The 12,673-nt window shown below is 68.7% G+C and carries 10 protein-coding genes; 2 read left to right on the top strand and 8 right to left on the bottom strand.

What is annotated here, in order from left to right:
- Positions 1 to 793, top strand: a 793-nt coding sequence (locus AX730_RS16820) for a YadA-like family protein (RefSeq protein ID WP_198147234.1), incomplete at its 5' end; no start/stop codon positions are given.
- Positions 794 to 858: 65 nt separating this feature from the next.
- On the opposite strand, the gene AX730_RS16815 is transcribed toward AX730_RS16820, so the two are convergent.
- The 6 genes from AX730_RS16815 to xerD form a co-directional block, all read right to left on the bottom strand.
- Entirely contained in the window at positions 859 to 1,299 is a 441-nt protein-coding gene (locus tag AX730_RS16815; RefSeq protein ID WP_062358355.1) for a hypothetical protein, read from the bottom strand.
- 13 nt (positions 1,300 to 1,312) lie between these two features.
- Positions 1,313 to 3,025: a type II secretion system ATPase GspE gene (gspE, locus tag AX730_RS16810; RefSeq protein WP_062358354.1), complete on the bottom strand. Its 1,713-nt coding sequence runs from the start codon at positions 3,023 to 3,025 to the stop codon at positions 1,313 to 1,315.
- Positions 3,026 to 3,088: 63 nt separating this feature from the next.
- A complete protein-coding gene (locus tag AX730_RS16805) occupies positions 3,089 to 3,829 on the bottom strand; it encodes a DUF6891 domain-containing protein (protein WP_157074319.1) in 741 nt (246 codons plus the stop codon).
- 114 nt (positions 3,830 to 3,943) lie between these two features.
- On the bottom strand, positions 3,944 to 7,840 hold the full coding sequence (purL, locus tag AX730_RS16800) for a phosphoribosylformylglycinamidine synthase (protein ID WP_062358352.1): 3,897 nt from the start codon (positions 7,838 to 7,840) through the stop codon (positions 3,944 to 3,946).
- Between the two features lie 80 nt (positions 7,841 to 7,920).
- Positions 7,921 to 8,763, bottom strand: a complete 843-nt coding sequence (locus tag AX730_RS16795) for a DsbC family protein (protein ID WP_062358361.1) — start codon at positions 8,761 to 8,763, stop codon at positions 7,921 to 7,923.
- A gap of 107 nt (positions 8,764 to 8,870) precedes the next feature.
- Positions 8,871 to 9,824, bottom strand: coding sequence for a site-specific tyrosine recombinase XerD (gene xerD / locus AX730_RS16790; RefSeq protein ID WP_062358351.1), 954 nt, complete (start codon positions 9,822 to 9,824; stop codon positions 8,871 to 8,873).
- 180 nt (positions 9,825 to 10,004) lie between these two features.
- On the opposite strand from xerD, the gene AX730_RS16785 reads away from it, so the two are divergent.
- Complete coding sequence (locus tag AX730_RS16785; protein ID WP_062358350.1) at positions 10,005 to 10,475, top strand: RDD family protein; 471 nt, start codon at positions 10,005 to 10,007, stop codon at positions 10,473 to 10,475.
- A 6-nt stretch (positions 10,476 to 10,481) separates the two neighbouring features.
- Here AX730_RS16785 and lptG read toward each other — a convergent pair whose 3' ends face one another.
- Together lptG and lptF are read right to left on the bottom strand one after the other, a co-directional pair.
- Positions 10,482 to 11,585, bottom strand: a complete 1,104-nt coding sequence (lptG, locus tag AX730_RS16780; RefSeq protein ID WP_062358349.1) for an LPS export ABC transporter permease LptG — start codon at positions 11,583 to 11,585, stop codon at positions 10,482 to 10,484.
- Positions 11,582 to 12,661 carry an LPS export ABC transporter permease LptF gene (gene lptF / locus AX730_RS16775; RefSeq protein ID WP_062358348.1) on the bottom strand — a complete coding sequence of 360 codons (1,080 nt, stop codon included), beginning with the start codon at positions 12,659 to 12,661 and terminating at the stop codon, positions 11,582 to 11,584. Before lptF ends, lptG begins: the two co-directional genes overlap by 4 nt.
- Between the last annotated feature and the right edge of the window lie 12 nt (positions 12,662 to 12,673).

Raw genomic sequence — 12,673 nt, 5'->3', positions numbered from 1 at the left:
CGCCGGCAGCGAACGGCAGATCACCAATGTCGCCGCCGGTACCCGGGCCACCGACGCAGTGAACATGTCGCAGCTGAGTTTCGTGGCCAGTGCATTGGGCGGCGGCGCCGGCTTTTCGGGCGGCGTCTTCATCGCGCCGAGCTACACGATCCAGGGCACGTCGTACAACAATGTGGGCGCGGCATTCACCGCCGTCGACGCCAAGCTCAACGAGTTGTATGGCATGTACACCGGATTGAGCAGCGGCAACACGACGACCACGGCATCCGCCAGTGCACCGCCGCCCACCGCCGGCAGCGGCGCGGTGGTCAGTGGCCAGCCGGCGGCCGCGGCACCGACCGACGCCACCGCGGCAGCCGACGTCCCCGCTGCGGCCGCATCCTACGCCGATGCGGGCGATGCCAACACGCTGAGCAGCGCACAGTCCTATACCGACCAGTCCTCGGCCAGCACGTTGAGCAGCGCGAAGGCGTACGCGGATTTCCAGGTCAAGGCGCTGGAGGATGACTTCAACGCCTTCCGCGGTGACGTGGACCGTCGCTTCTCCGACCAGGACCGCCGCCTCAACCGGATGGGCGCGATGAGTTCTGCGATGTTGAACATGGCGATCAACGCGGCCGGCAGCCGCAGCCCGCGTGGACGGGTCGCCGTGGGCGCGGGCTGGCAGAACGGCCAGAATGCGTTGTCGGTGGGCTACTCCAAGCCGATCGGCGAACGCGCGTCATTCAGCATCGGCGGTGCGTTCAGCGGCGACGAGAAGTCGGCCGGCGTCGGCTTCGGTATCGACCTGTAAGTTCTCTGCGGCAATGAAGAAGGGCCCGGCATTGCCGGGCCCTTTCTTTTTCCGGATGCCCGGCGTCAGTCGCAGGCCATGCGCCCCTTCGGCAGCACGCGCGGATTGCCGAGTGCGAACAGCTTCACCGGCTGTTCCCACATCTCGAACGAGGAAATGCCCGGCGTGACGCCGCAGCTGCTGGCGTAGGTGAATCGCTCGCCGTCCAGCGAGACGTACAGGTCGAACTTGACCGCCTCGGCTAGCGTGCTGCTGACCATCAGCGTGGTCTGCGTGGCGTCGCCACTGCGTGCGGCGCGCAGGTTGCCCGGCGTATCACCGGCCGGCGCGGAGGTGGCAACCTTGCCGTCCACGACCTCGACCTGCAGCGCCAGCGACGGCGATGCCGTGCCGATCGCGAATCCCGCAGGCAGTTCGCCGCGCGCCAGCGTCTTCGGCGCGGGCTTCGCCGCCGACGCGATGGCCGGCATCGCGCACATCGCCACCAACAGGGTTCCTGCCAACATCCTGTTCATCGCCTCAGCCCTCTTCGGTGACGCGCAGCACTTCCTCGATGGTGGTTTCGCCGGACATCGCCTTGACGATCCCATCCTCGTACATGGTCCGCATGCCGCCTTCGCGCGCCAACTGTTCGATTTCGCCCATGCCGGCGTGGCGCATGATCGCGCGGCGGATGCCGTCGTTCATCACCAGGAACTCGACGATGGTGGTGCGGCCGAGATAGCCGGTCGGCGCGATGGCCGACCCGCGCGGGCGGTACAGGAAGATCTCGCCCTGCGGCTGGAAGCGGCGCAGGCCGAACTTCTCGATCTCCTCCGGCGATGCCGCGTACTTCTCCGCATGCGTCGGCTCCAGCCGGCGCACCAGGCGCTGGGCGAGGATGCCGTTGATGGTGGAAGTCATCAGGTAGTCCTCCACCCCCATGTCGAGCATGCGGGTGATGCCGCCGGCCGCGTTGTTGGTGTGCAGCGTGCTGAGCACCAGGTGGCCGGTCAGCGCGGACTGGATGGCGATGCGCGCGGTCTCGAGGTCGCGCATTTCGCCGATCATGATGATGTCCGGGTCCTGGCGGACGATGCTGCGCAGCGCGTGGGCGAAGTCCAGTCCGATCTGCGGCTTCGCCTGGATCTGGTTGATGCCTTCGATCTGGTACTCGACCGGGTCCTCGACCGTGATGATCTTGACGTCGGGCGTGTTGAGCTTGCTCAGTGCGGTGTACAGCGTGGTGGTCTTGCCCGAACCGGTGGGCCCGGTCACCAGCAGGATGCCATGCGGCTGCTCCAGCACTTTCTGGAACTGCGGCAGGAAGGCATCGGTGAAGCCGAGCTTCTTGAAATCGAACACCACCGTCTCGCGGTCGAGCAGGCGCATCACCACGCTCTCGCCGTGTGCGGTGGGCACGGTGCTGACACGCAGGTCCAGTTCCTTGCCCTGCACGCGCAGCATGATGCGGCCGTCCTGCGGCAGGCGGCGCTCGGCGATGTTGAGCTTGGCCATGATCTTGACGCGGCTGATCACCGCCGCGGTGAGGTTGGCCGGCGGGCTTTCGCCCTCCTCCAGCACGCCGTCGATGCGGTAGCGCACCTTCAGCCGGTTCTCGAACGGCTCGATGTGGATGTCGGACGCGCGCAGTTCGACCGCACGCTGGATGACCAGGTTGACCAGGCGGATGACCGGCGCTTCCGACGCGAGGTCGCGCAGGTGTTCGACGTCGTCCAGGTCGGCGGTGGTCTCGCCATCCGCGTTCTCGACGATGGCGCCCATCGCGCTGCGGCCCTGGCCGTAATAGCGCTCGATCAGGTCGCTGATCTCCGAACGCAACGCGACCTGCGGCCGGATGGCGCGGCCGGTGGCCAGCCGCACCGCATCGAGTGCGTAGCGATCCTGCGGGTCGGCCATCAGCAGATCGATGTGGGCTTCATCGTCGCCCACGGGGCAGACATGGAACTGCTTGAGGAAGCGCTGCGACAGCACTACGGATTCCGGCGGTGCGTCGGGCGCCTCCTTCGCGGTGACCAGCGGCAGCCCGAGCACGTCGGCCACGGTCTCGGCGTGATCGCGCTCGGACACCAGCCCCAGCCGCGACAACAGCGCCAGCAGGCCGCCACCGGCTTCTTCCTGCAACCGCCGCGCACGCGCCAGGTCGGCTTCCTTGAGGCGCCCGCGGGCCAGCAGCGCCGCGACGATACGCTCGTCGTCGGAAATCGGATTGTCGAGCGCGGCTGCGTCCACGTGAGGCCTCCTTCGGGTGCCCGACTTTAACAGGTCGGTCGGCAGCATCCCGTCGCCCGGGCGTTACGGAAGACGGACCAGATAATCCACGTTGGCCAGATGGATGCGCGTGCCCAGGTCGCCGTCCCAGACGACCGTGGCCCCATGGGCTTCCAGCACGGGAATCACCTCGTCCCGCATCAGCGACGTCACGATCTGCGCATGGCGGCGCTCCCGCTCCGCCTCCGGCAGTGCCTTCCATTCGGCTTCCGTGGTCCATGCGTCCAGGAACGCTCCGTAGCCGATGTACGTGCTGCGGTCCTCGATCAGCCGATCCGTGTCCTGCTGGTGGTAATAGACGTAGCCACGCCAGGTGCGGCTGTCGTCGCGCTCGTCGAAGATCTCGCCGGATGCGCAGGTGCCGCAGCAGCTGAAATGCTCGCGCGCCACGATGCCGCGGCCGGCCAGCGCTTCGAACGCACGCGTGAGCGCTGTCTTCGCGTCCGGCGGCCACCGCGACTGCTGGGCCCGCCTCGCTGCGGCGACGGCAGCGAACGCCGCTTCGACGGTGGCCTCGTCGAGGTTCCACTCGCTGATGTCGTCCTCCATGCACTCCACGAACGAACCGGCGTCATCGTCGCCGCGCGCGACCCATTGCCACGCGCGCTCGCGGAGCTCGGCCTCGACGCCGTCCTGCAACCCCAACGAGGCCGGCAGCCTGAAATCGGGCGGCATCGCGTTACCGGGTGCGTCGCTACCCGCGACCGGCCCCGATGCCGGGGTGACGATGCTTCCCCGCTTCCTGAAACGGTCCAGCCAACCCATGCCGCGCTCCTCCCTGACCCGATCATGCGACGGTACCGAACCGTCGCCGCAAAAACAAAGCGGGGGAAGACGCACGTCTTCCCCCGCCGGATCGCAGTGGCGAAACGCGAGCGTCTAACCCACCCAGACCCGCGCGTTGCGGAACATGCGCAGCCACGGCGAATCGTCCGGCCAGCCGGCCGGGTGCCAGCTGTGGTTGGCGCTGCGCGGCGTGCGTTCCGGATGCGGCATCAGGATCGTCGCGCGACCGTCGTCGCTGGTCAGGCCGGTGATGCCGTCGGGCGAGCCGTTCGGATTGAGCGGATAGGTCATGGCCACCGCACCGTCGCCATCCACGTAGCGGAGCGCCACGCGCGCAGCCGCCTGGTCGACCGCACCGGCGAACGACGCGCGGCCTTCGCCATGCGCCACCGCGACCGGGATGCGCGAGCCGGCCATGCCACGGAAGAACACCGACGGCGATTCCTGCACTTCCAGCAGCGCCACGCGCGCCTCGAACTGCTCGCTCTGGTTGCGCAGGAACTGCGGCCAGTGCTGCGCCCCGGGGATGATGTCCTTCAGCTGGCTCATCATCTGGCAGCCATTGCAGACGCCCAGCGAGAACGTGTCCGACCGCGCGAAGAACGCCGCGAAGGCATCGCGCAACGCGCTGCGTTCGAGGATCGAGGTCGCCCAGCCCCGGCCTGCGCCCAGCACGTCGCCGTAGCTGAAGCCGCCGCAGGCGGCAATGCCGCTGAAGCCGTCGAGTGCGACGCGGCCGCTGATCAGGTCGCTCATGTGCACGTCGAAGGCATCGAAGCCGGCGCGCGCGAACGCCGACGCCATCTCGATCTGGCCGTTGACGCCCTGCTCGCGCAGGATCGCGACCTTCGGCCGCTTGCCGGTGGCGATGAACGGCGCCGCGATGTCGTCGCCGGCATCGAACGAGAGCTTCGGCTTCAGGCCGGTGCGGCCGAACTGGCGCGCGGTGTCGTGCTCCTGGTCGGCGGCGTCGGGGTTGTCGCGCAGTTTCTGCATGGCGTGCGTGACAGACCACCAGGCATCGAACAGTTCTTCCCAGCGCCATTCCGCCAGCACGTCGCCATCCTGCTGCACACGCACCACCGATGCGGTGGTCGGGCGTGCGATGCGCTGTGCGCATTCGGTGAGCGCATGGCGTTCGACCAGGTCGGCGAACGCGGCGCGGTCCTCGTCGGCCACCTGCACCACCGCACCGAGTTCTTCGGCGAACAGCGTGCGGAACGCGTCGTCACCCCAGCCGTCGAGGTTGATGTCCAGGCCGCGATGCGAGGCGAACGCCATTTCGCACAGCGCGGCGAAGGCGCCGCCGTCGCTGCGGTCGTGATAGGCCAGCAGCAGGCCGGATTCGCGCGCATCGGCGATCAGGTGGAAGAAGTCGCGCAGGCGCTGCGGATCGTCGAGGTCCGGCACGCTCTCCTCGCGGTCGTCGCCGGCGAACGCGGGCCACGGACCTTCGCCACCGGACTGCGGGTAGACCTGCGCCAGCACCGAACCGCCGAGGCGCTTCTTGCCGGCGCCGAGGCCGATCAGCCACAGCTCGCTGTCGTCATCGCGCGACAGCAGCGGCGTGAGCTGCTGGCGCACGTCGGTGACCGGTGCGAACGCGCTGATGATCAGCGACACCGGCGACACCGATTTCTGTGCCTGGCCATCGCTGTGCCATTGCGCCTGCATCGACAGCGAGTCCTTGCCCACCGGAATGCTGATGTCCAGTTCCGGGCACAGCTCCATGCCGACGGCCTTCACCGCATCGAACAGCCGCGCGTCTTCTCCCGGATGACCACAGGCGGCCATCCAGTTGGCGGACAGCTTGACCCTGTGCAGCGATTCGACCGGTGCGGCGCACAGGTTGGTGATCGCCTCGCCCACCGCCATGCGGGCGGCGGCGGCGGCATCGAGCAACGCCAGCGGCGTGCGCTCACCGATCGCCATCGCCTCGCCAACGAAGCCTTCGTAGCCACTCAGCGTGATGGCGCAGTCGGCGACCGGCATCTGCCACGGGCCCACCATCTGGTCGCGCGCGGTCAGGCCGCCGACGCTGCGGTCGCCGATGGTGATGAGGAACTGCTTGGACGCGACGGTCGGATGCGCGAGCACGCGCAGGCCGGCTTCGCGCAGGTCGAGCGCGGCGGTCTGCAAGGACGGCCACTGCGGTGCGGCCGGATGCGCGGTGTCGCGGTGCATCTTCGGCGCCTTGCCGAACAGCACGTCCATCGGCAGGTCGATCGGCGCATCGGCCGGGATGTTGCCCGGCGTGGCGCCGTAGGCGACCACCAGGTGTTCTTCCTTGGTCGCCACGCCGACGGCGGCGAATGGGCAGCGCTCGCGTTCGCACAGGGCGGCGAACTCGGCCAGCCGCGCCTGCGGCACGCCGAGCACATAGCGCTCCTGCGATTCGTTGCACCACAGCTGCATCGGCGACAGCGAGGGATCGTCGCTGGGCACCTTGGCCAGGTCGATCACGCCGCCCACGCCGGAGTCGTGCAGCAACTCCGGGATCGCATTGGACAGGCCGCCCGCGCCGACATCGTGGAACCAGAGGATGGGATTGTCGTCGCCCATCGCCACGCAGCGGTCGATGACCTCCTGGCAGCGGCGCTCCATTTCCGGGTTGTCGCGCTGCACGCTGGCGAAATCGAGTTCCTCGGCGCTTTCGCCGGAGGCGACCGAACTGGCCGCACCACCGCCCAGGCCGATCAGCATCGCCGGGCCGCCGAGCACGATCACCGCGTCGCCAGCGGACAGCGTCTTCTTCTCCACCTGGATGCGGTCGATCGCGCCCAGGCCACCAGCCAGCATGATCGGCTTGTCGTAGGCGCGGGTCAGGCCGGCACCTTCGGGCAGCTCGAAGCTGCGGAAGTAGCCCAGCAGGTTCGGGCGACCGAATTCGTTGTTGAACGCCGCGCCGCCGAGCGGGCCATCGAGCATGATCTCCAGCGCCGGCGCCATGCGCGGGTTCAGCGCGCGCGGCGCCTCCCACGGCTGCGGCAGCGTCGGGATGCGCAGGTGCGAGACCGAGAAGCCGGTCAGGCCGGCCTTCGGCTTGCCGCCGCGGCCGGTCGCGCCCTCGTCGCGGATCTCGCCGCCGGCACCGGTGCTGGCGCCGGGGAACGGCGCGATCGCGGTCGGATGGTTGTGCGTCTCGACCTTGATGCAGAACGCCGAATCCAGCGTCGCCTCGATGCGGTACTGGCCGCTGCCGTCGGGACGGAAGCGCGCCGCCGGATAACCCTCCACCACCGCCGCGTTGTCGCTGTACGCGCTGAGCGTGTGCTCCGGCGTCTGTGCATGCGTGTGCTTGATCATCCGGAACAGGGAACGGTCCTGGTCCTTGCCGTCGATGGTCCAGCTGGCGTTGAAGATCTTGTGGCGGCAATGCTCGGAGTTCGCCTGCGCGAACATCATCAGTTCGACGTCCGACGGATCGCGACCGAGTTCGCTGTAGCGCGTGCGCAGGTAGTCGATCTCGTCGTCGGCCAGCGCCAGCCCGAGGCGGCTGTTGGCCGCTTCAAGCTGCGCCAGCGGGATGCGCTCGAGTTCGCCGCGCGTCGGCGCGGTGAACAATGCCGAGGCCTGCTCGCGCGTGGTCAGCAGCGATTGCGTCATCGGGTCGTGCAGTGCCTTCACCAGCGCCGGCTGCGCGTCATCCCAGCCTTGCAGGTCGATGCGCAGGCCGCGCTCGACGCGCTTCACCGGCTGGCCGGCACCACGCAGCAGTTCGGTGGCCTTGCTGGCCCACGGCGACAGCGTGCCCAGGCGCGGGGTGACGAAGCGCGAGACCGCACCGTCGGCCAGCGCACCGTCCTGGTCGCCGGCCTGCAGGATGCGGCGCAGCGTGGCCAGGTCCGGCGTGGCGCCGGCCTCGGCTTCGACGAAATAGACGTGCCAGGCGCCAAGGACGCGGACGTGGGGAGCGAGGGACTGGAGCTTGGATTCGAGCCGCGCGCGGCGGAAGTGCGACAAGGCCGATTGGCCTTCGAGGACGATCATGTCCGGAACCGTGGGGGGCGTGCCGTCAGGACGGGGCCCGCTATTGTAGCGAAGCCGGCGCGGGGCCGGCTTCGTTCGGGTCAGGGCGCGGCGCCGGCAGCAGCAGCCGGGGCCTTTTTGGCGGCCAGTTCATCCAGCTTGGCCCGCAGGGCGGCCGGGGGCAGGTAGCCGCCCAGCTGGATGCCCTCGGTCGAGAAGATGGCCGGGGTGCCGCTCACGCCGACGCGCTGGCCGACGTCGTACTCCATCGTCACCGGGTTCTTGCAGTCGCGCGACGGGATCGACTTGCCGGCCTTGGCGTCGGTCAGCGCGCGCTTGCGATCCGGGGCGCACCAGACGGAAATCATGTCCTTGTGGTCCTGGCTGCCCAGGCCCATGCGCGGGAACGCGAGGTACTCCACCGCGATGCCCTGGCGGTTGATCTCGGCGATTTCCTCGTGCAGCTTGCGGCAGTAACCGCATGCGATATCGGTAAACACCGTGACGGTGTACTTGGCGTTCGGCGGCGCGAAGACGATTTTCTCGCTGTGCGGAATGGTGGCGATCAGCGTGGTGCGGTACTGCGCCAGGGCGACGCTGTTCTGCATCACGTCTTCCTGCCGCTGCAGGTCGAGCACGGTGCCCTGCATCAGGTAACGGCCATCGTCGCTGATGTAGAGCAGTTGTCCGCCGGCGATCACCTCGCGGAAGCCGGGCAGCGGTGCGGCACCCACGTAGTCGACCTTGGCCCGCGGATTGAGCTGTGCCACGGCGGAACGGGCACGCTCGTCCGGGGTCGCGCCCTGGCCCGGCTTCAGCTGCGGCGCTGGCGCAGCGGCCGTGGCGGCGGCCGTATCCGTATCCTTCGCGGGCGGCTGGGGGGCCTGCGCGCAGGCGCTCAGGCTCAGGGCGCCCAACAGGGCGGCGGTGATCAGACGGGGCATCAAGGTCATCCGGATAGGCCGCAGGGCGGCTGGCTGGCAGGAACAGGCCGCGATTCTGGCACAGGGCGGTGTCGGGGCGGCTTAACCATCCACCAGCGTGACGTGGTTCACGCGCGCGGATGATGGCGCCCATGCAGCTGTTTCAGGTGCTCGCGCGCGACCAGCGTATAGATCTGCGTGGTCGACAGGGAGCTGTGCCCCAGCAACAGTTGCAGGGCTCGCAGGTCGGCGCCACGGTTCAGCAGGTGGGTGGCGAAACTATGCCGCAGGCCGTGCGGGCTGATCCGGACGGGATCGATAGCGGCGATCACCGCATAGCGCTTCACCAGGGCCCAGAACTGTTGCCGGCTCGGCGGCTCGGCGGTGGCGCCGACGAACAGGAACGGCACGCTGCGCTTGCCTGCCAGCGCCGGCCGCGACTGCGCCAGGTAGGTTTCCAGCCAGTGCTGCGACTCTTCGCCCAACGGCACCAGCCGGTCCTTGCTGCCCTTGCCGGTAACGCGCAACACGCCCTGCCTCAGGTTGACCGCCGTCGCCGGCAACGTGACCAGTTCGCTGACGCGCAGGCCGGCGGCGTACATCAGCTCCAGCATCGCGCGATCCCGCAGGCCCAGCGGCGTGGCGACGTCCGGCGCAGCCAGCAGCGCGTCGATCTCGGTTTCCGCCAGCGCCTTCGGCAACGACCGCGGCAGGCGGGGCGGATCGAGCAGCGCGGTGGGATCGTCGCGACGCTGGCCACCGCGCAGGCGATGGGCGAAGAAGGCGCGCAGCGTGGACAACAGGCGCGCATTGCTTCGCGGCGAATAGCCTTCGCGCGTGCGCCAGGCCAGGTAGTCGAACAGGCCCGCACGGTCTGTCGCCGCCAGGCCACCGTCGCGGCCGTTCCGCCAGCGCGCAACGCCTTCCAGGTCGCGCCGATAGCTGTCGAGCGTGGGTCGGGCAAGGCCGCTTTCGGCCCAGATCGCATCGAGGAAGGCCGCGATGTCGACGGCATCGGTGTCGGGGACAGGTGGCAGGGCGTTCGCCTGCTGGCGGCGATCGGCGGGCGTGCGGGCGGTCATGCGGGAAGCTTAGGCGAAGCGCACTCGGTCATGTGGGAGCGACGCCGGTCGCGGAATGAGCCGGCGACGGCGCATAACGCCTTCGGGCAGGGCACTTCCTTGCACTCTGGGATGATCGGCATTCGCGACTGACGTCGCTCCCACAGCGGGCGGCCCAGGGTTAGCCGGTATCCTGTCGCGATGACGGACCACGCTCCTACCCCCGACAAACGCCGCGCCCTGATCGGCTGGCGCCTGCTGGCGCTGCTCTACGATGTCTGGCCGGTGCTGGCGATGTGGATCGCCGCGGCCATCCCGTTCGTCCTCGTCGACGTCGTGATCAGCGACAACGTCCGCCACAACATCGAGCCCTACAGCCTGATGTGGTGGCTGCTGTGGCTCTGCTGCTGGGGCGTCGCGGGCGCATACGCGACCTTGAGCTGGCACCGCGGCGGACAGACCCTGGGCATGCGTCCCTGGCGACTGAAGGTCGTCGCGCCCGATGGCAGCGCCCCCGCGCTCGCCACGCTCTGGCGCCGCTATGCGCTGGCGACGGTGTCGACGCTGGCCGCCGGGCTGGGTTTCTGGTGGGCGTGGCTGGATCGCGACCGCCTGACCTTCCACGACCGCTTCAGCGGCACGCGGATGGTCCGGCTGCCGAAGCGCGCCTGACCGGCATCAGCGGCTCCTGCGCCGGAACATCAGCCAGGAAATGCCCAGCAGGACGAAGGGTGGAACCGCATACGCGATGCGGTAGTCCAGCCGGAACGCGCCGGCCAGCCGCACGAACATCGTCTGCAGCACCCAGAAGCCCACCGCGAACACGATGCCGAGAAACAACCGCTTGCCCATGCCGCCGCTGCGCAGGCTGCCGAAGGCGAACGGAATCGCGGCCAGGCACAACGCCAGCACATTGATCGGATAGAACCAGCGCGCCCAGTACTGGTCCTCGTAGTCGCGCGCATCCAGGCCGTTGCGCTTGCGGTAGTCGATGTTCTGGCTCAATTCGTGGCTGGGCATGTTGCGCGCGCCCACCAGGCTTGACGACAGCACAGACGCATCGAGCTCGGATTCCCAGCGCTCGCCCAGCACGGTCGTCTGCACGGCCGAGCGTTCCTTGAAGGTAGTGCGGCGCACGTTCTTCAGCAGCCAGTAGCCGCCCTGGTGTTCGGCGGTGGCGGCGTGCGCGATGGACGCCAGCCGGCCATCGTCGGCCAGCTCGTACAGGCGCACGTCACGCAGTTGCAGCGACACCTTGCCGCCGCCCTGGTCCTTCTCCTCGCCGCTCTGCGCGTACAGGAACGTGTTGCCCTCCCGCGCCCACAGGCCGGAGTAGCGGTCGAGCGCCACGTTGCCGGTGCGCGCGGCCATTTTCAGCACGTCGGCCTGCCGCTGGCCCCAGGGGCCCAACGTCTCGCCGCTGAACACCATCAGCACAGTCAGGATCGCCAGCGCGGCAGCCACCGAGACACTCAGACGCGACCTCGACAGACCAAGCGCGCGCAGCGCGGTCAGTTCGGAACTGGCCGCCAGTTGGCCCAGACCCATCAGCGAGCCGATCACGGCGGCGGTGGGGAACATCGTGTAGGCACGGCGCGGCACGGTGTACAGCACCCAGGCGACCGCATGGCCGAAGGTGTAGTTGCCGATCCCCACGTCTCCGATCTGGCCGGACAGCGCCATCACCACGTCCAGCCCGACCAGCACCGCCCAGGTCAGCAGCACCGTGACCAGGACGACCCGTCCCACATAGGTGTCGTGCAGGCGGGGCAACAGCCTCATGCGCGCCTCCCCGGCCGCGACAGCTGGCCGTCACGCAGGTAGAACCACAGGCCTGCGGCCAGCAGCGGCAGGGTCAGCCACCACAGCCCCGCCATGCCGGGCAGCTTGCCGTCGGCCAGCAACTGGGTGCCGTTGAACATCAGGCTGATGCCGACCAGGTAGGCCAGGAAGCCCAGCATCACCCGCCCATAGCGCGCCTGCCGCGGCGAACTGCGCGACAGCGGCAGGGTCAGCAGTGCGAACGCGAGCGCCAGCAACGGCGGCGTCAGCCGCGCATGGAGCTGGGCATTCGCGTCCGGACGCGGGTCGGACAGCAGCTGCGGGGTCGTCAGCAGTTCGGGGTCGTCCCTGTCCATGGTATCGGCGCGGTCCGGCAGCGCGACCTCGTTGGCCTTGTAGCGGATCAACCGGTAATCGAGGCCTGCACCATCAGGGCCTTCGACCCGGAAGCCATCGTCCAGGCGCAGGTAGCGGTTGCGCTCGCCCTCGAAGAACATCTGCCCGGACTTCGCCGTCACCACGTCGATCCGGCCCTCGTTCGCACGATGCATGAACACCTTGCCGAGCCTGGTGCCATCGGGCGACAGCGTGCCGACATAGACCACCGCGCCGCTGGACAGCACGGTGAACTTGCCCGCATCCAGCCCGGACACCACCAGGCTGCGATTGGCATGTTCCAGCATGGTCTGCGCGGTACGCAGCGCCCACGGACCCAGCCACAGCGAACACAGGCCGACCGCGATCACCACCGGCACCACCAACATCATCAATGGCCGCAGCAGGCGGCGTGGGCCGATGCCAGCCGCGGTCAGGACCGACATTTCCGAATCCCGGTACAGACGGGAAAACGCCAGCAGCAGCCCCAGCATCAGCGCCAGCGGGATGATGTAAGGCATGTAGCTGATGAACTGCAGGCCCAGCTGGGACAGCAGCAGGCGTGCCGGCACCCTGCCGTTGGCCACACCGCCCAGCAGGTCCGCCATCACACCGCCCACGCTGACCATCAGCAGGATGATCAGGGTGGCCAGGAAGCTCTGGGTGAATTCCCGGAAGAGATAGCGGTCCAGCTTCGGCATCAGGGGGGCTTG

Source organism: Pseudoxanthomonas mexicana, assembly GCF_001556105.1.
Lineage (GTDB): Bacteria > Pseudomonadota > Gammaproteobacteria > Xanthomonadales > Xanthomonadaceae > Pseudoxanthomonas_A > Pseudoxanthomonas_A mexicana_A.
This window is presented reverse-complemented; position numbering and strand designations above follow the sequence as displayed.

Bases quoted from the DNA above. Each gene is read 5' to 3' on its own strand.
- lptF (WP_062358348.1), bottom strand. From the start codon at position 12,661: ATGCCGAAGCTGGACCGCTATCTCTTCCGGGAATTCACCCAGAGCTTC.
- purL (WP_062358352.1), bottom strand. From the start codon at position 7,840: ATGATCGTCCTCGAAGGCCAATCGGCCTTGTCGCACTTCCGCCGCGCG.
- xerD (WP_062358351.1), bottom strand. From the start codon at position 9,824: ATGACCGCCCGCACGCCCGCCGATCGCCGCCAGCAGGCGAACGCCCTG.
- lptG (WP_062358349.1), bottom strand. From the start codon at position 11,585: ATGAGGCTGTTGCCCCGCCTGCACGACACCTATGTGGGACGGGTCGTC.
- AX730_RS16815 (WP_062358355.1), bottom strand. From the start codon at position 1,299: ATGTTGGCAGGAACCCTGTTGGTGGCGATGTGCGCGATGCCGGCCATC.
- AX730_RS16785 (WP_062358350.1), top strand. From the start codon at position 10,005: ATGACGGACCACGCTCCTACCCCCGACAAACGCCGCGCCCTGATCGGC.
- AX730_RS16795 (WP_062358361.1), bottom strand. From the start codon at position 8,763: ATGCCCCGTCTGATCACCGCCGCCCTGTTGGGCGCCCTGAGCCTGAGC.
- AX730_RS16805 (WP_157074319.1), bottom strand. From the start codon at position 3,829: ATGGGTTGGCTGGACCGTTTCAGGAAGCGGGGAAGCATCGTCACCCCG.